18 protein-coding genes are annotated in these 21,945 nt (G+C 71.3%); 9 read left to right on the top strand and 9 right to left on the bottom strand.

The genetic code is table 11. The features are described from left to right. Nucleotides 1–125: 125 nt before the first annotated feature. From K8612_RS19615 to K8612_RS19605, 3 genes are read right to left on the bottom strand one after another with little or no spacing between them, the layout of a single operon-like run. Nucleotides 126–1,262 carry an ABC transporter permease gene (locus K8612_RS19615; protein ID WP_223741604.1) on the bottom strand — a complete coding sequence of 379 codons (1,137 nt, stop codon included), beginning with the start codon at nucleotides 1,260–1,262 and terminating at the stop codon, nucleotides 126–128. Next, complete coding sequence (locus K8612_RS19610; RefSeq protein WP_223763396.1) at nucleotides 1,259–2,185, bottom strand: ABC transporter ATP-binding protein; 927 nt, start codon at nucleotides 2,183–2,185, stop codon at nucleotides 1,259–1,261. The genes K8612_RS19615 and K8612_RS19610 overlap by 4 nt, the downstream gene beginning before the upstream one ends. Then, nucleotides 2,182–3,180 carry an HlyD family efflux transporter periplasmic adaptor subunit gene (locus K8612_RS19605; RefSeq protein ID WP_223763395.1) on the bottom strand — a complete coding sequence of 333 codons (999 nt, stop codon included), beginning with the start codon at nucleotides 3,178–3,180 and terminating at the stop codon, nucleotides 2,182–2,184. Before K8612_RS19605 ends, K8612_RS19610 begins: the two co-directional genes overlap by 4 nt. Nucleotides 3,181–3,510: 330 nt before the next feature. On the opposite strand from K8612_RS19605, the gene K8612_RS39290 reads away from it, so the two are divergent. Further along, nucleotides 3,511–4,860 (top strand): HAMP domain-containing sensor histidine kinase, encoded by a 1,350-nt coding sequence (locus K8612_RS39290; RefSeq protein ID WP_306799680.1) that lies wholly within the window; start codon nucleotides 3,511–3,513, stop codon nucleotides 4,858–4,860. Further along, a complete protein-coding gene (locus tag K8612_RS19590) occupies nucleotides 4,857–6,227 on the top strand; it encodes a sigma-54 dependent transcriptional regulator (RefSeq protein WP_223763394.1) in 1,371 nt (456 codons plus the stop codon). The genes K8612_RS39290 and K8612_RS19590 overlap by 4 nt, the downstream gene beginning before the upstream one ends. Before the next feature lie 4 nt (nucleotides 6,228–6,231). Here the strand turns inward: K8612_RS19590 and K8612_RS19585 are convergent, their stop codons facing one another. Then, entirely contained in the window at nucleotides 6,232–7,245 is a 1,014-nt protein-coding gene (locus K8612_RS19585; protein WP_223763393.1) for a hypothetical protein, read from the bottom strand. 83 nt (nucleotides 7,246–7,328) lie between these two features. Here K8612_RS19585 and K8612_RS19580 point away from each other — a divergent pair, with 83 nt between their 5' ends. Continuing rightward, the gene (locus tag K8612_RS19580; RefSeq protein ID WP_223741598.1) at nucleotides 7,329–7,772 is read left to right on the top strand and encodes a putative immunity protein; all 444 of its coding nucleotides are present in this window, start codon (nucleotides 7,329–7,331) and stop codon (nucleotides 7,770–7,772) included. 51 nt (nucleotides 7,773–7,823) lie between these two features. Here K8612_RS19580 and aac(3) read toward each other — a convergent pair whose 3' ends face one another. Next, nucleotides 7,824–8,636, bottom strand: a complete 813-nt coding sequence (aac(3), locus tag K8612_RS19575; RefSeq protein WP_223763392.1) for an aminoglycoside 3-N-acetyltransferase — start codon at nucleotides 8,634–8,636, stop codon at nucleotides 7,824–7,826. Between the two features lie 181 nt (nucleotides 8,637–8,817). Here aac(3) and K8612_RS19570 point away from each other — a divergent pair, with 181 nt between their 5' ends. The 3 genes from K8612_RS19570 (at nucleotide 8,818) to K8612_RS19560 (ending at nucleotide 11,465) form a co-directional block, all read left to right on the top strand. Beyond that, nucleotides 8,818–9,960 carry a right-handed parallel beta-helix repeat-containing protein gene (locus K8612_RS19570; protein WP_223763391.1) on the top strand — a complete coding sequence of 381 codons (1,143 nt, stop codon included), beginning with the start codon at nucleotides 8,818–8,820 and terminating at the stop codon, nucleotides 9,958–9,960. A gap of 93 nt (nucleotides 9,961–10,053) precedes the next feature. Then, nucleotides 10,054–10,287, top strand: a complete 234-nt coding sequence (locus K8612_RS19565; RefSeq protein WP_223741596.1) for a hypothetical protein — start codon at nucleotides 10,054–10,056, stop codon at nucleotides 10,285–10,287. A gap of 95 nt (nucleotides 10,288–10,382) precedes the next feature. Next, entirely contained in the window at nucleotides 10,383–11,465 is a 1,083-nt protein-coding gene (locus K8612_RS19560; protein WP_223763390.1) for an alpha/beta hydrolase, read from the top strand. Here K8612_RS19560 and K8612_RS19555 read toward each other — a convergent pair. Continuing rightward, a complete protein-coding gene (locus K8612_RS19555; RefSeq protein WP_223763389.1) occupies nucleotides 11,457–15,110 on the bottom strand; it encodes a VIT domain-containing protein in 3,654 nt (1,217 codons plus the stop codon). The genes K8612_RS19560 and K8612_RS19555 overlap by 9 nt on opposite strands. A 105-nt stretch (nucleotides 15,111–15,215) precedes the next feature. On the opposite strand from K8612_RS19555, the gene tam reads away from it, so the two are divergent. Together tam and K8612_RS19545 are read left to right on the top strand one after the other, a co-directional pair. After that, nucleotides 15,216–16,013 (top strand): trans-aconitate 2-methyltransferase, encoded by a 798-nt coding sequence (gene tam / locus K8612_RS19550; RefSeq protein ID WP_223763388.1) that lies wholly within the window; start codon nucleotides 15,216–15,218, stop codon nucleotides 16,011–16,013. 39 nt (nucleotides 16,014–16,052) lie between these two features. Next, nucleotides 16,053–16,574, top strand: a complete 522-nt coding sequence (locus K8612_RS19545; RefSeq protein WP_223763387.1) for a hypothetical protein — start codon at nucleotides 16,053–16,055, stop codon at nucleotides 16,572–16,574. Nucleotides 16,575–16,607: 33 nt separating this feature from the next. On the opposite strand, the gene K8612_RS19540 is transcribed toward K8612_RS19545, so the two are convergent. The 3 genes from K8612_RS19540 to K8612_RS19530 are packed head-to-tail and all read right to left on the bottom strand — an operon-like array spanning nucleotide 16,608 to nucleotide 19,775. Further along, nucleotides 16,608–18,287: a hypothetical protein gene (locus K8612_RS19540; protein WP_223763386.1), complete on the bottom strand. Its 1,680-nt coding sequence runs from the start codon at nucleotides 18,285–18,287 to the stop codon at nucleotides 16,608–16,610. A 37-nt stretch (nucleotides 18,288–18,324) separates the two neighbouring features. Then, nucleotides 18,325–19,170 carry an alpha/beta fold hydrolase gene (locus K8612_RS19535; RefSeq protein ID WP_223763385.1) on the bottom strand — a complete coding sequence of 282 codons (846 nt, stop codon included), beginning with the start codon at nucleotides 19,168–19,170 and terminating at the stop codon, nucleotides 18,325–18,327. After that, nucleotides 19,167–19,775, bottom strand: coding sequence for a TetR/AcrR family transcriptional regulator (locus K8612_RS19530; protein WP_223763384.1), 609 nt, complete (start codon nucleotides 19,773–19,775; stop codon nucleotides 19,167–19,169). The genes K8612_RS19535 and K8612_RS19530 overlap by 4 nt, the downstream gene beginning before the upstream one ends. Nucleotides 19,776–19,945: 170 nt before the next feature. Between K8612_RS19530 and K8612_RS19525 the strand changes: the two genes are divergently transcribed. After that, a complete protein-coding gene (locus K8612_RS19525) occupies nucleotides 19,946–21,940 on the top strand; it encodes a S8 family serine peptidase (RefSeq protein WP_223763383.1) in 1,995 nt (664 codons plus the stop codon). Nucleotides 21,941–21,945 lie beyond the last annotated feature (5 nt).

The raw sequence follows: 21,945 nt of genomic DNA, 5'->3' as shown, positions 1-21,945 counted from the left end.
CGCGAAACCACGTGGGGCGTGGCTCCGGTGCGGAAGGAAGGTTGCAAAGGGCGGTCCGTTTGGATCGTCCGGCCGTCCAAGCCCTCCACTTTCGCGGCTGCGTCATGCTCGACGTGTGGCGTCAATCAATCCAACGTCGTGCGTGACCTCGCGAGTGCCGCACCGGCCACGGCGAGCACGAAGAGTCCCAACGCGAGCAGGTCGTTCCCCATGTCCGCGAGCACCTGGTCCTTGAGCAGCGCGCCCCGGACGATGCGCAGGAAGTGCGTGACGGGGATGACTTCGCCCAGCACCCGCGCCCACGGCGGCAGCCCCAGGAAGGGGAAGGCGAAGCCGGAGAGGAAGATGGACGGCAGCATGTAGAACATGGACATCTGCATCGCCTGCAGTTGGCTGCGCGCCACGGTGGAGATGAGGTAGCCCAGGGACAGGTTGCCCACGATGAACAGCACGATGCCGCACGCCAGCGCCAGCCACCCCGCGGGCGTGCGCGCCATGGGCACGGAGAACAACCCCCGCGCCATGCCCAGCACGACGACGGTCTGCACCAGCCCCACGACGACGTACGGCGTGAGCTTGCCCACCATGATCTCCGCCGGGGTGGCGGGCGTGGACAGGAGCGTCTCCATGGTGCCGCGCTCGCGCTCGCGGGTGACGGCCATGGCGGTCATCATCACCAGCGTCATGGACAGGATGATGCCCAGCAGGCCCGGCACGATGTGGACCGGGGAGCGGCCCTCCGGGTTGTAGCGCCGGTGCACCACCACCTCGAAGGCGGGCGCGGTGGAGCGCGGCGTCCCCAGCCCCACGCGTTCGTTCCGCAGCGCCTCCGTGGGCAGCACGCTCACCGCGGCGAGCGCCCCCGCCGCGGCCTGCGGGTCGGACGCGTCCGCCTCCGCGAGGATCTGCGCCCGCTCGCCCTTGAGCAGCCGCCGGGTGAAGTCCGGCGGGATGGTGATGCCGAGCATCACCTGTCCCCGGCGGATGAGCTGATCCAGCTCCTCGTCGGACCGGGGCAGGTAGCGCACGTCCACGTAGCCGGTGCGCTCCAGCGCGGCGACGACGGAGTTGGCCAGGGTGCTGGTGTCGTGGGACAGCACCGCGGCGGGCAGGTGCCGGGGGTCCATGTTGATGGCGTAGCCGAAGATGAGCAACTGCATCACCGGCATGAGGAGGATCATCGCGTAGGTGATGCGGTCGCGCCGAAGCTGCGTGAACTCCTTGAGCAGCACGGCCAGGATGCGCGGAAGCGAGCCCGTCATGACGAGTACCGTTCGTCGCGCTCGCGACCCATGAGCTGGATGAAGACGTCCTCCAGGGAGGGTGTCACCTCGCTCCACCGGTAGGGCTCCCTGCGCCAGGGACCGAGCGCGGCCTCCAGGGCATCACGCTTCAGCCCACTGACGTGCACGGCGGCGCCGAACGCGGAGGCGCTGAGCACGCCGTCCGCCCGGGCCAGCACGTGCGCCGCGCGGTCGATGCCGGGCCCCTCGCCCAGGAACGTCACCAGCCCGGAGTCGCGGATGAGCGCGTCCGCCGTGCCCCGCGCGATGAGGCGCCCGTACAGGATGTAGCCGATGTCGTGGCAGCGCTCCGCCTCGTCCATGTAGTGCGTGGACACCAGCACCGTGAGTCCACCCGCGGCGAGCGTGTGGATTTCATCCCAGAACTCACGGCGGGCCTTGGGGTCCACGCCCGCGGTGGGCTCGTCCAGCAGCAGCAGGCGGGGCTCGTGCAGCGTCGCGGCGGCCAGGGCCAGGCGCTGCTTCCAGCCGCCGGAGAGCGCGCCCGCGAGCTGGCGGCGCCGGTCGAAGAGGCCCAGCCGGTGGAGCGTGTCCTCCACCCGCTCGCGCCGCTGGTCCAGGCCATGGACGCGCGCGACGAAGGCCAGGTTCTCCTCCAGGGTCATGTCCTCGTAGAGGGAGAACCTCTGCGTCATGTAGCCCGTCTGGCGCTTGATGGCGTCGCCGCGGGCGCGGAAGTCCAGGCCCAGCACGGTGCCCTCGCCGCTGTCGGGCGTGAGCAGGCCGCACAAGAGCCGCAGCGTCGTCGTCTTGCCGGAGCCGTTGGGGCCCAGGAAGCCGGTGATGCGTCCGGTGCCCACGGCGATGGAGACGTCCCGCACGACGTGCCGGTCGCCAAAGGACTTGTTGAGCCCGCGCACGTCGATGGCCTGCTCGCTCATCGGTCCGCCTCCACGGGGGCCTGCTTCAGCGGCGTCACGTCGATGGGCTGTCCGGGCAGCAGCCGCGTGGGCGCGGAGGGCACCGCCTCCAGAAGGAACACCAGCTTCTGCCGCGTCTCCAGGCTGTAGATGATGGGCGGCGTGTACTCCGGGCGCGGGGCGACGTAGTCCACGCGCGCCGTCATCCCGGTGTCGCAGCCGTCGCAGGCGATGGCCACGGTGGTGCCTGGCGGGAAGGACGCCACCCTCCCCTGCGGCACGTAGAAGCGCACCTTCAGCTTCGCGTCCGGGATGATGCTGATGACGGGGGCGTTGGGCACGGCCCACTCGCCCTGCTGGAAGAGGACGTCCTCCACCCGGCCCACGACGGGAGACACGGGCGCCAGCTCCACGACCTGCTGCTCCGCGGCGGTGACGCCCGCGCGCCCGCTGACGAGCTGGGCGCGGACGACCTCCAACTGCGCGCCCGCCGCCGCCACGTCCGTGCGGGCCGCGTCGCGCTGGGCATGCGCGCGCGTCGCCGTCGCACGCAGCAGGTCCAGTTGCTGGGGCGTCACGGCGCCCTCCATGGCCTTCTGGACGGCGACGAGCCGGGCCAGCTCCGCGTCCGCGCGGTCCGCCTCCGCCTGCGCGGCGATGAGGGACGCGCGAGCGCGGGCCACGTCCGACTGGCGCGCGAGCAACTGCGCTTCGATCTGCCCCACCTGCGCCCGGGCCTGGTCGGCCCTCGCCACCAGCGACGTGGGCTCCATGCGGAACAGCGGCGTGCCCACCTCCACGCGCTGTCCGCGCACCACCGCCACGGACGCCACCATGCCGGCCACCGGCGAGGACAGGTAGACGTTGTCGCTGACGACGAAGCCGGTGAAGCGCGGCGGCGGCTCCGGGGCCGGCCGCCGCAACCACAGGATGCCGCCGACGATGACGGCGACCAGCACCGCCCCCGTGACGATACCCCGCTTCGAGTGCTTCGACTTCCTGCCCGGTCCCGACACCCGTGCCTCCTGGCGCGGCCTCGCCGCGAGTGGAGCGCCCCCCGAGCGCGGCGAAGTCCACGCTACGCCTGCCCTGCCCGGGGGGTCCGCGTCTGGCTCACGGGCAGCTCCCGAACCCGTGTCCTGGCGTCACCTTGAGCACTGGACGTGCCAGCACTGAACGCCAGGGGAGCCCCCGGGGGCAGGCCCTCTCCTGTTCGGATTTCCGGCGCCGGACGCCGGGTCCCCGGACACGCGGGGGGCCGTGAGCCAGAGGCCCCAGGGGACGCGGGCTGGGGCATCCGCCTTGCTTGGGCATAGGGTAGCGCCCACGGTCCAGGAGGACGCGCCTTGCATTCCCCACCCCAGCCCACGGCCGCCGGCGTCGAGCAGGTCCAACGCGAGGCGTTCTCGCGGATGTTCCGGCAGGTGACGAAGGTGCTGTCGTTCCTGAGTCCCCTGCCGGTGGTGATGGTGTCGCTGGGGCTCATCGGCGACACGGCCGCGTGGCGCCGGGTGTGCGTGGCGTTGGCGCTGGCGTTCGTGGTGATGGGGGTGGTGGCCGTCCTGGTGTGGCGGCGTCAGCCGGTGGTGTCGCACGAGCCGGGGAGGCTGTTGCCGGCGGTGGCGTTCCCCCTGTTCACGGTGGTGAACCTGGCGCTGGGGGGACTGGAGAGCCCGCTCATCCCGCTGGTGCTGCCGGCGTCGTTGGCCACGGCCATCCTCTTCCCGCCCGCGCGGGCTCGCAGGTGGGCGGGCTCCCTGCTCGCGCTGGTGGGCGTGCAGGCGGCGGTGACGCTGACGGGCGCGGTGGGGGACCTGGTGCCCGTGCTCTTCGGCGGAGGCCCGCGCGCGGGGCACAACGACGCGCTGCTCCTGACGATGCTCGCGGTGCTGGTGTTCCTCGTCCTGTGGACGAACTTCATCGGCGTCCAACTCCGGCGCACGTACCGCGGCATGGTGCGCACGGCGCTGGACGCGCGGGATGACGCACTGAAGACGCATGAGGAGCGGGTGCGCTCGCTCACCACGCTGTCGGGAGAGATTGCCCACGAGCTGAAGAACCCGCTGGCGAGCGTGAAGGGCCTGGCCGCGATGATTGCCCGCGAAGTGGAGGGCCGGCCCGCGGAGCGGCTCGCGGTGCTGCGGCGGGAGGTGGACCGGATGCAGGAGATCCTCGAAGGCTTCCTCAACTTCTCCCGGCCATTGCTCCCGCTCAACGAAGCGCACGTGCCGCTGGATGGCCTGTGCCGGCAGGTGGCGGAGCTGCACGAGGGCATGGCGGGGGAGCGGGGCGTGACCCTGCGGGTCGCGGAGGGGCCGCCGGTGGAAGCATGGTGCGACGCGCGCAAGGTGCGGCAGGTGTTGATCGACGTGGTGCAGAACGCGCTGGACGCCGCGCCCCGGGGAAGCACCGTGGAGCTCCAGGCCTGGACGGCCCCAGAAGGCGGGGGCCGCGTGGAGGTGCGGGACCGGGGCCCCGGGCTCGCGGCGGAGGTGCGCGAGCGCGTCTTCGAGCCGGGCATCACCACGAAGCCCCACGGCTCCGGCCTGGGGCTCGCCCTGTCGCGAGCGCTGATGCGCCAGCACGGCGGAGAGCTGAGCCTGCGCGCCCGCGAGGGTGGCGGCTGCGTGGCGGAGCTGAGCCTGCCGGCCGCGCCCCAACCGGCCGAAGCGCCGCGAATGGAGGCCCTGCCATGAAGGCCCGCGTGCTGGTGGCGGATGACGACGCGGGCGTGCGCTACACGCTGCGCGGGTTGCTGGAGGATGACGGGCTCACGGTGGAAGAAGCCGTGGACGGAGAGGCCGCGCTCGCGCGCCTGGACTCCGAGCCGCCCGTGGACCTGGTCCTCAGCGACCTGCGCATGCCGCGCGTGGACGGCATGGAGCTGCTCCGCCGCGTCGCCGCGCGCCCTCATGCGCCCCGGGTCATCCTCATCACCGCGCATGGCTCCGAACGTCACGCCGTGGAGGCCATGAAGCTGGGCGCGCTGGACTACTTCCGCAAACCCTTCGACGTGGACGACGTGCTGGCGGTGGTGCGCCGGGCGCTCGGGATGGTCCGCCTGGAGGCGGAGAACGAGCGGCTGTCCGGCGAGGTGAACCTGCTGCGCTCGCTGGTCTTCGTGTCGCCGTCGATGGCGAGGCTGGCGCTGCTCATCCAGCGCGTGGGCCCCCGCGACGTCACCGTGCTCATCACGGGAGAGAGCGGCACCGGCAAGGAGCGCGTCGCGGAGGCCCTGGTGCGCGCCTCCCCGCGCGCGGACAAGCCCTACGTGCGCTTCAACTGCGCCGCCCTCACGCCGGAGCTCGCGGAGGCGGAGCTCTTTGGCCACGCGAGGGGCGCGTTCACCGGCGCCGTGCGCGCAAGGCCCGGCCTCTTCCGCGAGGCCTCCGGTGGCACGCTGCTCCTGGACGAGGTGGGAGAGCTCGCCCTGCCCCTCCAGGCGAAGCTCCTGCGCGTCTTGCAGGAGGGCGAAGTGCGGCCCGTGGGCGAGGACCGCTCCCTCCCGGTGGACGTCCGCGTCCTGGCCGCCACCCACCGCGACCTGCCGCAGCGCGTGGCGGAGGGCCGCTTCCGCGAGGACCTCTACTACCGGCTCAAGGTCGTGACGCTCCAGGTGCCCCCGCTGCGAAGCCGTCCGGAGGACATCGCCGCGCTCGCGAGGCACTTCCTCGCCCGCCACACCGAGCGCTTCCACATGCCACCGGTGGCCCTGACGCCCGCCATCCTGGAGCGCCTCACGGCCCACCCCTGGCCCGGGAACGTGCGCGAGCTGGAGAACGCCCTGGAGAGCGCCGTGGTGCTGTCCGCCGACGGCACCCTGGACCTGGAGCTGCTGCCCGGAGGCGCCAGCGCGCCCACGCCCCCGGCCCCCTCCAACACCGGCACCACCCTGCGGGAGAAGCTGGACGCACACGAGCGCGAGCTCATCCTCGCCGCGCTCGCGGCCTCCAAGGGCCAGCGCACGGAGGCCGCGAAGGCGCTGGGCATCGGCCGCGCCACGCTGCACGACAAGCTGCGCAAGCACGGCCTCCTGGGCGAAGGCGAGGAGCCGGAGCGCTGAAGCCTCACGGCCCGGGTGGCACGGGCTCCGGCGCCGTCTTCACCTCGCAGGCGTAACCGCCGGAACGGGCTCCCGGTGTCTGGGGATGGCAGGCGAGGAAGGGCAACGGCGGGGCCCCCGCGGGAAAGGGGAAGCGGTCCGAGGCCAGATCACACGAGGGAGCGGAGGGGTTGAACCCACTGCACGCACCGGGCGGCAGGCGCTCCATCGGGAGCCACTCCGACTTCCGGCTCCGGCGCTCGTCGCAGACCTCCTGGGGCTCGCCAGGGTCGACACAGCGGAAGTCAGACGCGTACCGCCCCTCCTGGAGCTCCAATCGCTTGCACCAACGCAACTGGAGCCTCCGCTCGCAGGCCCATCGCGCGGAGGCCTCAAGCGAGGAGTCAGACAGCTCGAAGGCACGCCCGTCCCGGGACACCCCCAGCACCCTGCTCTGGGTCATGCCCGCGGAGGTGATGAACGGTTGGCCCGCCTTCCATCGCGCCTCCGCTTCCCTCCACCCAACGGGCGGCGTGCCCGCATGCGCCAGCAGGCGCCTGGCTTCCACTTCGATCTCGCATCCCTCGCAGCTCACGGTCTCCCGGTGGAGCGCCACGGGCACCGGCGGCAGGACGCCCGTGCGGAGCCAGGTCAGCTCGCTGTCATCCAAAAGCACGCGCCGGCTTCGCGAGCACATCCAGACCTCCTCCGGGCCTGTCTTGCCGGCATAGATCAACCACGTCCGGCCCGGGGTCACGTTCAGGACGCAGTCTCCTCCCCCTCCATAGGGGAGCCGCAAGACGGCGCCTGCCTTGACGCTGCCCTTGAACGCCTCCAGGACGTCCACGGTGGCGAAGCGTTCGGACGGGTCCTCCGAGTCACGCACCCGCCCCAGATAGATGAAGCCGGCACTGTCGCGGGCTCCCTCCAACGTGCTGGCCAGCCCTTGCGAGGCAAAGGAACAGGAACAGGCCCATCCGGTGACTGGCATCACCAGCCATCCCACCAGCACCGCGATCCACCACGCGTCCCTGACCATGGAAGACAGTCTAGCCAAACATTGACCTGTCAGGCGGGATGACAGTGAATACGCAACGATTGTGACACCGGGAGGGGCGGAGCATGGCGCTCGACAGGTCCGACCACGAATGCCTGGCCCGCTGGGCCGCCGACTGCGCCGAGCGCGTCCTCCCCCTCTTCGAACAGAAGTTCCCGGAGGACCACCGCCCCCGCCACGCCATCGAAGCAGCGCGAGCCTGGCAGCGGGGAGCGCTGGCGATGACCGACGCAAACGCCGCCGCGTTCGCCGCGCACGCCGCGGCCTCGGATGCCACCCCGCACGCCGCCGCCTGCGCCGCGGCCCGCGCCGCCGGACACGCCGCCGCCACCGCCCACGTCGCCAGCCACGCCTCCCAGGCCGCCACCTTCGCGGCCACCGCCGCGGCCCACGGCGCCGCCGAAGGCTCGGACGCCGCCGAAGCCACCGCCCGGGAACGCGACTGGCAGCACCAGCGGCTGCCGGAGCACCTCCACGCCCTGGCGTTCCCCGCCCGGAACAATCGCTGAACGCACGGTGCGTGCGCGACGTCCAACTCCAGAGCTACGGCTGCCCGTGAGTCACGGCGCCTTCGAGCCGTGGAACGCCTCCAACCACGCGACGCCCCGGCGCAGGAGCCCGCGGGCGTCGAAGAGATGCGACACGGCCCGGGCGACGACTCCGGAGCGGCCGATCCCCTCCGCCAGGCATTGCTCGCCAATGCGCGTGAAGGCGTCCACGCTGGACGCTCGCAGGGCGTCGGTCACCGGCTCGCTGGTGTCGAACTCCTCGAAGTCCACCCAGCGCCGCTCGCCGTCGACCTGGAGCGGCCGCTGGTAGCGGACCACGCGCTTGCCGGGGAGGTCCGCCAGGTGCTCCGCGTGGTGCAGGAGCGTGAGCGTCTCCAGCGGCGCCCCGAGCATCAGCACCTTGCCCCGCGCCTCCACCAGCCGGGCCAGCGGCGAGCCGGGGCCATAGCCATAGCGGAACGGGTGGTCCGCGCAGAGCCACTCCGCCCTCGGGCCGATGGCGACCATGCCCGCGTCCGGATGGTCGCTGCGGATCGCGCCGGGCCAGGTCCTGAGCGTCTCCGCGAGGATGCCGTGGTCTCGCATGGCCCGCGCGGTGCGCTTGTCGAAGGTGGGGATCTCGTCGCGGAGGCGCGCGTCCTCGAAGTCCTCCGGCTCCACGCCCAGCTCCCAGTCCACGTAGGCCATGAGCGTGCCCTGGGAGCCCACCGCGTCTTGCAGCGCCAGCACCACGGCGTTCACCCCGCCCAGCACGGGCCCCAGGCTCCGGAGGCCGGCATGGACCATCACGAGGTCGCCCTCCTCCACGCCCAGGCGCCGCAGGGCGTCCCTCACATCAGTCCGGGTGGCGGGGGTCCTCGGCATGGGGCTCCATCCTTCCTGTCGCAGGGCACTGGAGGATAGCAACCGCCCGGCCCCGTGGGGCGCTGTAGGACTGTGCGGCGCCGCGCAATCACCTGCCACCGAGAGACGGACTGGGGGGCCCGAAGCGGTGTGAGCAGCCTCCCCGCGCGGAGGCGGACGTCCTCCGGCGAGGGGGAGCAACATGCGAAGGATCCGAGATGGAATCGTGACGTGGCCCCTGGCGCTGCTGCTCCTCGCGGCCACCACCGCGAAGGCCACCACCCAGGAGACGGAAGACTTCGAGTCCCGCGCCGTCCGGTGCGGAGACGTCCTGACGCGGAGCACGCGGCTCACGCGCGACCTCGTCTGCGCGGGCACGCCCATCCCCGCGCTGCGGATCGCCGCTCCGGGCGTCGTGCTCGACCTGGGAGGCCACACCGTGCGCCGGGCTGGCAGCGGGCCGGGTGAGACGGTGGGCATCGATGCCCGGAGCGACAGCACGGTGCGCAACGGCACGATCCAGGGCTTCAACCGGGGCTACACGTACGACGCCACCGTGCACCTGCACCAGGTCGCGTTCGTCGGCAACGGGACCGCCATCTACCACGCGAACGGCAGCGGAGGGCTCCTGCTCACGGACTCGCGGGTGAGTGGGAACTCGCAGGGCTTCGGCAGTGAGTTCGACGCGACGGTCGGCGCCATCGACATCCGGGGCTCCCGGTTCACTGGAAACGGGCTCGGGTTGTACGTGGACTACCACGACACCCGCATCTCCGGTTCAGCCTTCACGTCGAACGAGATGGCCCTGTTCTGCTACTCCGGCAATGTCCACATCCGGTCGAGCACGTTCACGGAGAACGCCTCCGTGGCGAAGCTGACGTGGGACAACGGCCGCTTCGACAACTGCTACGAGCTGGTGTTCGAGAACTCCATCCTCGCGAACAACACCGCGTTCGGAACGCCCGAGGACCCCGAGTGGCAGGCGTTCGACTTCCAGATGCGCGACACGTGGGTCATGAACAATGGCGAGGGACTGCGCCTGGCGGCCCAGACGCTCGACCTTCGCGACACCCTCTGGTGGGACAACGAAGGCGGGCTGACCCTGTCCAACCTGCCGGACTTCGAACCCGTCCCGCAGGAGGGCCCGGTGCACAACAACCACTTCATGATGAATCGCGGGGACGGCCTGCGCGTCCTCCCGGGCGGCACGCCCACCCTCTCCAACAACGTCTGCCAGGACAACTCGGGCTGGGGCATCCACGCGCCCACGGCGATTGACGGAGGAGGCAATGTCGCACGCCGCAACGGCGCGGGCGGCTGCGTAGGGGTCACCTGCGCCCCGTAAGGCATTGAAGGGGTCTGCCCATTGTCCGGCATTGGAAGACAGCGCTATCCTGGCGGGGCAGCACCCCTTCCCCCAAAAGACCAGGAGATGTGAATGCGCGTGGCAATCATTGCCGGACTGATGGCCGTTGGACTGCTCGCGGGCTGCGGCGGCGCCGAGGAGCTGGAGCCCATGAGCCCCGAGGAGGCGAACCGCGTCGTCGAGATGGCGGTCCCGAGCGCCTGTACCGACGCGTGCGACCAGAAGTATTACCAGTGTTACTTCGGCGGCGGCGACCCCTACTACTGCAACAGCTACCGCGCGTACTGCATCTCGCAGTGCCCGTGACGGCAGGGCCCGGGAAAACGACCGCTCACCCGTGACCTGGAGCCGCCCGGGAGCGGGGAGGACCTCCCGGCGGCGCCCGCCGCGATGCTCGCGGCATGAACGCTTCAAGGCATCCGCGCGCGAGGGCGGCCTTTCTCCTCGGGCTCCTCGTGGGCCCTCCCGCCGTCGCGCTCTTCGTCCTGGCCGCCTGCATCGGCGCGTCGGCGTCAGGCTGGGGTTATGCGGTGGGAGGCGTGGTCCTTTCGCTGGGGCTCCTCACGAAGCCCTGGCGAACGCGCGGCGGCCTGACGCGCGCGGGCCTGGGGCTCCTCGTCGCGGTCGCGGCGGTCCGGCTCGTGGGCGCGGAGGGCCCGCGGGTGCGCACCGGGCTCCTGCCCGCGCCGGGGACGCGCTACCTCAACCGGCTGGTGGACGAGCGCGACGGCACGCTCCTCGCGGCCCATGTCCTCTGGCGCACGCGGAGGGTCCCCGCCTCGGACGCGGCGCGGTTCATTCCCGCGCTGGAGTCCGCGTTCGACCGGCTCGCCCGGGAGGAGGGGCTGGTGGCGACGCCCGCCATCTCCACGTGGCTGGGGCGCCAGTCACCGGAGGCCTTCGACACGGTGGTCATCACGCCCGAGCAGCCGAGCCCCGACACGGCCGTGGTGATGCTCCACGGCTACGCCGGCAACTTCACCGTGTATTGCTGGCAACTGGCCCGGGCCGCCCGGGCCATCTCCGCGAGGACCGTCTGCCCCTCCGTGGGTCCCCGGGGTGACTGGTGGAGCGCGGACGGCGCGAGGACGCTCAAGCGCACCCTGGTCTGGCTCCGGGACCAGGGCATCCGCCGCGTGTACCTCGCGGGGCTGTCCAACGGCGCGGTGGGCGCGCACGTACTCGGCGGCCGGCCCCTGCCTGCTGGCATCGAGCTGCGCGGGCTGGTGCTGATCTCCGGCGCCGAGGCGCGGGCGCCAGCGCCACGGGCCCCCGTCCTGCTCGTGCAGGGCACCCGCGACACGATGATGCCCACGCGCATCATGAGGGACGTGGCCACGCGCCTGGGACGGCGCGCGACCTGGTTCGAGGTGGACAGCGGGCACTTCGCCTTCCTGGACCACCCCGAGGCCTGTGAGCAGGCCATCGCCGCATGGCTGCTCGCGCAGGAAGCGGAGCCCCCGCGCGAGCGGACCTCACGGTGAGGGCTGCGCCGCCACGCGGTCCTTCGACGCCACCAGCTCCTCTCGCCGCAACAACAGACGCGCGTTCGTGTTGGGCAGGATGCGCACCTGGAAGCGCCGCTGGGCCGCGTCGTCGGCCGTGAAGACGTTCCGGTCGCTCACGAGCAAAAGCGCGGTGGGCACCACGTACCGCGACGAGCGGTTGCCGTAGTAGTGCACCAGCACGTGGTACGGCCCCGGCGCCGCCTTCCGCGCGTGGTACAGCTCCGGCCCCAGGCCATCCGTGATGTCCCAGTACAACTGCCCGCCCAGCGACGTCTGCTTGTGCTGGTAGAAGCACTTCTCCCCGTCCGGCTCGATGACCCACAGGTCGATGTCCGTGCTGTCCGAGTTCCAGTGCGTGGTGAGCTGGTAGTCGATGGGCCGGACGTCCGCGAACATCCCCTCACCGCCGGGCCCCCGCAGCCCGGCGCGGCGCGCCTTGAGCACCGGGGCCACCTCCGCGAGCCGTGGCTGCCGCTCCAGCCCCGCCAGCATCCGGGCGTAGTGGAAGGCCGCCACCGTCCGCAGCTCGTCGCCATGGCGCCTCCAGGGCCGCGCCAGGACAATCTCGTAGTTCCGGGCGGCCTCCGAGTAGCGCCCGGCCGCGTCCAGCGCGAGCGCCTCCTCCAGGAAGGCCTGCGCCTCGAAGGGGCGGCTGAGGCGCACGTGCTCGAAGAGCTCCGCCGCCGCCGGGTACTGCCCCAGCGCCAGCAGGCCGTACCCCACCAGCCGCAGCGCCTCCGCGTCGCGGGGCCGCAGCTCCACGGGAGACGACAGCGCACGCACCGCGCCCCAGGTGTCCCCGGAGAAGGCGCGGCGGCGCGCCACGGCCTCGTAGATCATCACGTCGTCGCGGTTCTCCCGCCGCGCCTTGCGGTAGGCCAGCTCGGCCGCGATCCGCTCGTCACCGCCCGCGTAGGGCGCGTCCCGCAGCGGCTGGCGCCGCAGGAGCGCGGGCAGCCCCTTCTGACCGGCGAGCCCGGCCACCACCGCGCGGCCTTCGGCGGGCACGTCGTCCAGCGCGATGCCCAGCAGCTTGTCGCGGCGCTGATCCTCCTCCCTGCGCCGCAGCGACTCCAGGTTCGCCAGGTCCACCTGCTCGTCGCGGATGGCGTAGCGCGTGTAATCGCCCTCGGACTCCAGCACGAGCATGGACGCGCGGGCGTTGGCCAGCCGGTAGTGCTGGCTGAGCGCCACCACCATCCGGTCCAGGCGCTCGTCATCCAGGGACACCCACTGGGACACGAAGAGCTCCGCCCACGCCCGGGGCGCGAACGTGCTGTGGGCGTCCGCCGGAAGGTCGATGCGCAGCGTGCGCTCGGGCCCGGTGCCGGCCTGGGTCACCACCTCCAACGCCGCCTCCCCCTTGCCCGGCAGCCGCCCCGCCACCTGCAGCTCCTGTCCGGGGAAGACGAGCCGGGGCCGGCCCGCCACCACCAGGTCCTTCACGTCCGCGCCCACCACCGACACGCGGGACAGCACCACGGACGCCGCGCGGTGCGCCTTCGCGGCGGCGTCCACCTCCGCCGCGGACAGGACGTTCACGACACGCCCGCCGCTGGAGCGGGCCAGCGCGTCGAAGAGCTCCGTGTTCACCGCCGCCTCGCCGAAGCGGTACGTCACCCAGCGCAGCGACTCCACGCACGGGTGCCGGGACAGCAGCGCGTCCACGCGGCTCTGCCCCCACGTGATGTTGCCGTCGGAGAGAAGGAAGGCCGTCACCCGCTCTCCCGGCGCGGAGGGCTTGAGCCACTCACGCCCGGCGCGGTCCAGTTCCTCCAGCGCGCCGTCCACATGGGACGCGCCCTCCAGGAAGACGCGCTCCAACTCCGCGAAGCTGGCCTGCCGGTTCGCCGCGTCGTTCGGGCGGAAGCCCGGCCCGTGCAGCCAGCGCGGACGCACGTCGAAGAGGAGCACCGCGTACTCCTTCAGCGTCGCGTCCTTCTCCAGGAGGGCGCGCAGCGTGGCCGCCTGGATGGCCCACGCGTTGCCGTCCTCGGCGGACAGGGACGTGTCCACCACCAGCACCGCGCGGCCCGTGGCAGGCCCCTCCGCGCCCGAGGTGAGCCGCTCCGGCAGCCGCACCCGCGCGTGGAAGGCGCGGCCCGGAAGCCCCGCGTCGTCCGAGCCCACCAGCACGTCCGCGTCCGCGCCCTGGGGCTTCAGGGCCACGCTCAGCGCTCCGTCCCCGGCGAGCTTGGGAAGGTCGTAGACCCACCAGGCGTCCAGCTTGCCGCGCTTCGTGACCACCGCCTCCGGCTGCACGAGGACCTGCGAGACCTGGCGGGGATCCACGTGGACCCGAGCGGTGACACGCAACTCCTTGCCCGCGTCAGGAGGCAGCGGCCACGTGTAGCGCAGGTGGGTTCCGTCGAAGAGGAGCGTCTGCTCATACGCGATGACGACGCGCTTGAGGGACCTGGGCGGCAGGGGGAAGACGCGGGCACTGAACGTGGACGCGCCCGACCATTCGAGCAGCGCGGGGTCCACGTTGCGGCGCACGACGTCCTCGTACACCTCCCGCGCGCGCTTCTGCTCCACGACGCGGGCCTCCTGGATGTCACCCCAGGAGCGCTTCGCGCCCCGGGCCGAGGGCGGCGCGGAGGCCGCGAGCCGCTCCAGCTCCACCGAGTCCTCCCCCAGGGGAGGCAGCAGGTCCGGCGACTGGAACAGCGAGGGCGTGTCCACCGCCACCGCCCCCGAGTACAGCGCGAAGCCCGCCACCGTCGCGCCGCCGGGCAGCGGGTAATAGAACGTGCCCTCCAGGTTGCGGCCGGAGTCGTTCTCGAAGAGGTGATCGACCACGGTCCGCGCCCGGGCGCCCTGGATGTACGTCACGACGCGCACTGCGCGGGCCTTGAGGGGCTGGTAGCGGCCGTCATCCCCCATCACCAGCACCTTGGCGGCGCGAGGCGTGGCCTCCACACGAGGCAGCAGCGGCTTCGGAGCATCCTCCGCCCTGGCGGCCTGCTTCTTCGCGGGCATCAGCCCGGAGCCGGAGCCAAAACCTCCAGCGCCTGCGCCACTGCCACCCCTGATGACCTGCATGAACTGATTGCGGCGCTGCTCCGAAGGAGGGGGCGCGGCGGAAGGAGCTGGCACTCCAGACATGCCGCCAATGACGCCTCCGACGACACCGCCCTCGATGCCATCCGATTCCGGCTCGGCGCGCGCCTGGGTGTCGGCCGCGGCCCGGAGCTCTTCACGTGCACGCGCCTCGCGCTCCCGCATCTCGGAGCGTGCCAGCTCCTCGTTCGCCGCGGCCGGCAACGCCTCCGTCTCCCCGAGTCCGGGGGCCTCGACGGCGCGCGGTCTCGGCGGAACGGGCGCACCCGCGGGCCCCGGAGCCCCGGGTGGACGGTTGCCGGCCGGCGAGAGCGCCGCGACCTCGGCTTCGGAGAGCACCTTGGGATCCGCCACGGAGTCGCGCAGCGCCGCGAGGTCCACCTCTCCCGTGTCCGGCTGTCCCGCGACGGTGACGGGCGCCACCAGCCCCGCCTGGATGAAGGGCGCTGGCGGCGCGCTCGGAGCGGCGGCCCTGGGAGGCGCGTCCGCGTCCCGTTTGCACCCCGAGGCGAGGACGCCCATCAGCAACACGACGGCGGAAGCACGAAAGAGGCGCATGATTGAACGCTAACCCATCCGCGAATGGCGAGCTCATGCCCGCCAAGACATGGCCACCCCATGACACCGCCATGACGCGATAGGTTCCCGAAAAAGGGGACGCCCATGGACTGGTCAGCGGCGCAGTACACGCGCTTCGAGGACGAACGGAACCGCCCCATCCGGGACCTGCTCGCGCGGGTCTCCTCGGCCGACGTGAAGCGCGCGGCGGACATCGGCTGCGGCCCCGGCAACTCCACGGAGCTGCTTCGCGCCCGCTTCCCCGAGGCCGCCATCACCGGAATGGACAGCTCACCGGACATGCTCACCGCGGCGCGCAAGCGCCTGCCGGACGTGCGCTTCGACCTGGGAGACATCGCGACCTGGAGCGACCCGGGCCCCTACGACGTCATCCTGGCGAACGCGGTGCTCCAGTGGGTGCCGGACCACGCCACGCTGCTGCCCGCGCTCCTCCACAAGCTGGCGGAGGGTGGAAGCCTCGCCGTGCAGATGCCGGACAACCTGGAGGAGCCGTCCCACCGGCTGATGCGGGAGACCGCCAGCGCCGGGCCCTGGGCGGACACGCTGAAGGGAGCCGCGAGCGCCCGGACGGAGCGCCACGATGCCGGCTGGTACTTCCGCGTGCTGCGCGACGCCGGCGCCACGGTGGATGTCTGGCGCACGACCTACTTCCACCCGCTGACCGGAGGCGCCAGCGCGGTGGTGGAGTGGTTCAAGGGCTCGGGTCTCCGGCCCTTCCTCGAACCGCTCGACGCAGGCGAGAAGACAGCCTTCCTCGGCCGCTATCTGGAAGGGATTGCCCGGGCCTACCCGGCCCTGCCCGACGGGACGGTCCTGCTGCCCTTCCCCCGGCTGTTCCTCGTCGCGACGCGCGCACCCCCGTCCCGCCCCCTGTTCGCATAGGATCCCCGGAGCACCTGCCCCGCTCATCGAGGACGCCCCATGCGCCTGACCCTCCTTCCCATCATCGGACTGCTCTTCCTCCCTGCCTGTGACTCCAAGTCGGAGCAGCCGGAGGGCGTAGGGTCCCTGCAGGGCGACAAGGCCTTCCCGGTGACCTGGTCCGGCGAGCTGCTCCCGCGCAGCCCCGACGGCGGGACCTCGCTCTCGATTGCCGTCCTGGCCGACAGCGACTTCTCCGGCTTCTGCACGAGCGCCGCGGACGCCGGCTATGTCCTTCCGCCGGCCCGCTACGTGATGGTCTCGGTCATCGGTCCCCCTGCGACAGGGACCTTCGAGGTCGGCACCGCCAGCAGTCCCGGGTTCGTCCAGATCCAGCAGAGCCTCGCGGACGGAGAACCGGAGACCGTCGCGGTGGCCACCAGCGGGAGCATCAAACTGACGACCGCCACGACGGACCGGCTCGTTGGCAGCTTCGAGGTCCAGGTCCAGGAGAAGTCCACCGGAACGAAGACGGACCTGTCAGGGACCTTCGACGCCCCCTTCTGCGCGAACCGGAAGTGAGGCCTCCGAGCGCCCCCGCATCCGCCGTCTGACTCAAACGATGTCGAGCCCGTACTGCGCGGCGGTCAGGTACTGGAGCATGACGAAGTAGACGCTGGAGGAGGCCTTGTGCCCCGAGGCGCCCTGGTAGGACTTGATCATCTCGTTGCGCAGGGCCCGTAGCTGCGTCTTGTTCCGTGAGCGGTTGTCCGTGAAGGGATTGCTCAGCTCCGCCACCAGGCCACACGCATCGGAGAAGGCGTCGAACGAGGCCCCATCCGTGTCGTCCACGACCTCGTAGTCGCCCTTCTTCTTCCCACTGCCCTTGACCACGTCCGCCCAGAGCTGCGCGCGCACCCGCGCCCGCGACTCCGAGACGCTGGTGATGAGCGCGATCTTCAGGTGCGCCGCGAGCGCCTCCGCGGCCCAGTCCCCACCCGGCCGCACCGACGCCCCCCACGGGCCGGTGGGGTTGAAGGAGAACGTGGGCCAGAAGCCCGGGTCCGCGGGCAGGCCCATCCGGCTCTCCTTCCGGATGAGCCCGACGAGCCCCTTGCGCACCTCCTCGGGCTCATGCGCGTCCGGGAAGGCCTGCGTGCAGTCCTTCAGGGGAATCTCCACGCCCAGGTGACACGGCGACGTGAGCGGATGCGTGAACAGGCCCACCACCGAGTTCACGGCCGTCACCGCGGAGGTCTTCACCTTCTTGCTGTTGTGCACGGCGTCGTACGGCGAGAAGTAGTGGAACACCTGCGCGTCCCCGCCGATGTGCAGCTCCAGCTTGGCCTTCGAGTCCGCCCCGAGCACGACGGGCGGCGCGGAGATGGCGTAACAGCAGACGCTCACCCGGCTCTTGATCTTCGCGTAGACCTTCTCCAGCAGCGTGCCGCCCGCCAGGTCCAGATAGGCGCACTGCGCGAGCGCGCCACCCAGGCTGTGTCCGGTGAAGATGATCTCCCGGGGGACGCGGCCGTGCATCGCCTCCAGGCAGGCCGCCGCCAGGGACTCCTGGCAGCTCTTGTAGGCGTACCAGAAGCCGGCGGACAGCTTCGCGTTGCTGAACCGGCCGACCCTCACCTCCTTCAGGTGGTTCATGTCGGTGACCCAGTCCGGGCTCCCCACGCTGCTGACCAGCGCCTGCCCCAGCGCGCGTCCGCCGCTCCCGCTCCGGCTGCCTCGGAAGACGACCGTCAGCCGCTCGAGGCCGGGGTCGTAGATGGCGGCGCCCATCCAACTGGGCCAGCCCGCCTTCGGGTGCGTCTGCGTCATCCCCGTCTTGCCCTGGAAGTAGCAGCAGCGCTTCGTACCGCTCGCCTCGGAGTGCTCCAGGCCCAGCAGCGTCTTCTCCCCGAAGAAGTCCTGGACCTTGATGGGAATGTCCTCCCCTTCCAGGTCCACGCCCTTGGAGAAGGAGATGGAGCGGTCCAGCTCCCGGGGTTGGAACAGGATGTACGGAGCGTCTCCCGTGCCGCCCCGGTACACGACCCCGTCCCGGGGGTTCGGCGGGGTCTTCAAGTCGTATTCAATGGGGTCGAACTTGTGGATGTCCGCTTCGCTGCCGAGCAGCTTGTGCACCTGGGCCAGCACCCGGTCCCGCGCGCCCTGCCACATCCCGGCCCCATGGGATTCGTAGAACGGATCCATCGGGTACACACACCCCTGGGCGTACGCCTTGTAGGCGAAGCGGCAGTACTCCAGCATGTCCAGCGCCGTCTCGGCATTGGGATGAGGCACGGGGTGACTCCTGGGGAGCAGCAGCGGACGCCGTGAATCAAACGGGCGCCGGCGACACGTCGTCAATGGAGCGGGGCTGACCCACACGCGCCATCTGCTCCACCAGCGCGGCCCCCACCGCGTCAGGCGCTTCGAGCTGCGGGAAGTGGCCCACGTCCTCCAGCTCCAGCACCCGCGCCCGGGGCAGCGCCTGCCGCCACCGAGACAGGTGCTCGGGCTTCACGACCTTGTCCGCCTTGCCCCAGATGATCAGCGACGGGAGGTCCGCGAGCCGGCCCAGGCCCTGCCCCTGCTCCTCCATCCACGGGCCTTCGTGGGAGATGGAGCGCGCGAAGCCCCACGTGCCCATCCGTGACGCCCGGTCCGGGAATTGAGACATGAAGGACTGGTGCAGCTCCCGCGTCAGCTTCGCGCGGCGCCCCCAGGACATCTTCACCAGCGTCCGCGCGGAGAAGTTCCAGGACAGGTACAGCCACCGCATCAGCGCGTTGTCGACATTGGGGCCCTTCAGGTCCCACAGCCAGCTCTGCACCACGGTGAGGCTCAGCACGCGCTCCGGCGCCGCGATGGCGAGCGGCAACGCGATGGGCCCGCCAAAGTCATGCACCACCAGGTGGAAGGGCCCCAGCGACATCTGGTCGAACCACGCGCGCAGGTTCTCCACGTGCCAGGGCAGCGAATAGGTGCGCCAGTCCCCGGGCCGCTCGCTGTCACCGAAGCCCAGGTGCTCCGGCGCGAGCACGCGGTAGGACGGTGAGAGCCGCCGGGCCACGTCCCGCCACTCGCGCGACGACGAAGGCGTCCCGTGCACCAGCACCACCGGCGTGCCCTGCCCTTCCTCCCACCACGCCATCTCACCGCCGGGAACCTTCAAGCGCTTCATGGGGTGTCTGCCTTTCGCTTGCGTGAGGAGGTCGCGGGCCACCGCCGGGCCGCGGCCCGGATCACCGCGGCTGCGGGGTAGTCGCCTTCGTGCTGCACGTATTGCTGGGAGAGGCCCTCCACCATGGCGAAGAGCACCCGCGCTTCAATTTCAGCCTCGGGCACACCGCGCGCGGCCAGCGCCTCTCTCAGCCGCTGGTGCGTGGCCCCCAGGAAGTGCTCCAGCGGCAGCTTCAGCCGCGCCAGCACCTCCGGCTGGTGACGCAGGCCCTGGCTCAGCCGCCAGAGGTCCCGGTGCGCGTCCATCATCTCCACGGCGGACGTGAGCAGCGCCGTGACGAACCCTCGCGCGGTGGGCTCCAGGTCCGCCACCTCCAGCGTCCGCGCGACGTCCAGCATCGACGACTGCATCAGCGCCAGGAGCACCGCCTCCTTCGACTCGAAGTGCGAATAGAGCAGCCCCACGGCGATGTCCGCCTCCTGCGCGAGCGCGCGGACGCTGGTCCCGTCGAAGCCGTGCCGGGAGAAGAGCCGCACCGCGGCCTGGAGCACGCGCTCCCGCGTCTTCTCCCGGAGGACCGCATTGGCGTCAGCCGTACGAGGCATGCCCGCATCATTGAGTGAACGTTCGCTCAATGTAAAGCGCCTCAAGCCGGAGTGTCATGCCGGCAGGGAAGACGCGCCCACCTTGATTGACCGCTTATTCTCGAAAATATAATTTCGCTGTTTGTGCGAGGGCATCCGTCCCGGTGCCCGCACGTTCCCTGAGAGGCCGAATGAAACTGAAACTGACCCAGGCGGTGAGCGCCATCTCCCTGCTGGCCGCGGCGTGCGGCCCGATGCCGGAGGGCCCGGAGTCCGACAGCGAGCAGATCGGTCAAACGGCACAGATGATCCGCCGCGAGCGGGCTATCCCCAACGAGTACATCGTGGTCCTGCGCGATTCGGCGCAGGAGGTCCGGCAGCAGGGGGCGGCGGACATCGCCCGGGAGCTGACGTCCCTCACCAGCGGCCGGGTGCTGCGGACGTATGAGCACTCCATCCGCGGCTTCCTGGCGAACATGAGCGAGGCGGAGGCCCGCCGCCTCCTGTCCGACCCGCGCGTGGCGTACGTGCAGGAGAACGGCCTCATCCACGTGTCCGCGACGCAGACCAACGCGACCTGGGGCATCGACCGCATCGACCAGCGGGACCTGCCGCGCAACAGCTCCTACACGTACAACGTCGACGGCACCGGGGTGCACGCGTACGTCATCGACACCGGCATCCGGCAGACCCACACCGAGTTCACCGGCCGCATCGGCAACGGCTACGACTTCATCGACAACGACAGCGACCCGTCCGACTGCCATGGCCACGGCACGCACGTGTCGGGCACGGTGGGCGGCACGACCTGGGGCGTGGCGAAGAAGGTCACCCTCCACGGCGTGCGCGTGCTGGACTGCACGGGCTACGGCAACGACGCGCAGGTCATCGGCGGTATCGACTGGGTGGCGGCCAACCACGTCAAGCCCGCGGTCGCCAACATGAGCCTGGGCGACGTGGGCATCCAGGCCATCGACGACGCGACGGAGCGGCTGATCGCCGCGGGCGTCACCACGGTGGTCGCCGCCGGCAACGACAGCGCGAACGCCTGCAACTACTCGCCGGCCCGCGCGCCCAACGCCATCACCGTGGGCTCCACCACCAGCAGCGACGCCCGCTCGTCGTTCTCCAACTACGGGACGTGCGTGGACATCTTCGCGCCGGGCTCGAGCATCACGTCCGCGTCGAACTCCGGCAACTCGTCGAGCACGTCCATGAGCGGCACGTCCATGGCGTCGCCGCACGTGGCCGGCGCCGCGGCGCTCTACCTGAGCGCCAACCCCACCGCGACGCCCGCGCAGGTGCGCGACGCGCTGGTGGACAACGCCACGCCGAACAAGGTCACCAGCCCGGGGACGGGCTCGCCCAACAAGCTGCTCTACACGCTCTTCATCACCGGCGGCGGCGGCAGTGACACCACCCCGCCCACGACGTCCATCACCTCGCCCGCGGGCGGCGCCACGCTGAGCGGCACCGCGAGCCTGAGCGCCAGCGCCACCGACGACGTCGGCGTGTCGCGCGTGGAGTTCTACGCGGGGACCACGCTCCTGGGCACGGCGACGGCCTCGCCCTACAGCATCTCCTGGAACACGGCGACGGTGGCCAACGGCACCTACGCGCTGACCACGAAGGCGTATGACGCGGCGAACAACGTGGGCACGTCCTCCACGGTGTCGGTGACGGTGAACAACGGCACGGGCAGTTGCTCCATCAACGAGCAGCTCCTCGCCAACGCGGGCTTCGAGAGCGGCAACACGGGCTGGACCACGTCGTCCGGCGTCATCGACGGCACCACGTCCGGCAGCGCGCCGCGCACGGGCACGTACAAGGCCTACCTGAACGGCTACGGCGCCACGCGCACCGAGTTCGCCTACCAGGACGTCACCATCCCCGCCACGGCGTGCAGCGCCACGTTCACCTTCTGGGCGCGCATCACTACGTCCGAGACGACGACCACGACGGCCTACGACAAGCTGGCCGTCCAGGTCCGCAACAGCGCGGGCACGGTGCTGGCCACGCTGGCCACGTACAGCAACCTGGACAAGGGCACCGCCTACGTCCAGCGGACGTTCGACCTGGCCGCGTACAAGGGCCAGACCGTCCGCATCTACTTCAACGGCACGGAGGACTCGTCGCTGCAGACGAGCTTCTTCATCGATGACACGGCGCTGACCGTCGTCCGGTAGTCCTC

The organism is Corallococcus sp. AS-1-6 (genome assembly GCF_020037015.1).
In the GTDB taxonomy this organism is placed as follows: domain Bacteria; phylum Myxococcota; class Myxococcia; order Myxococcales; family Myxococcaceae; genus Corallococcus.
The sequence above is the reverse complement of the archived record's forward strand: the minus strand, read 5'-3'. Positions and strand labels throughout refer to the sequence as shown.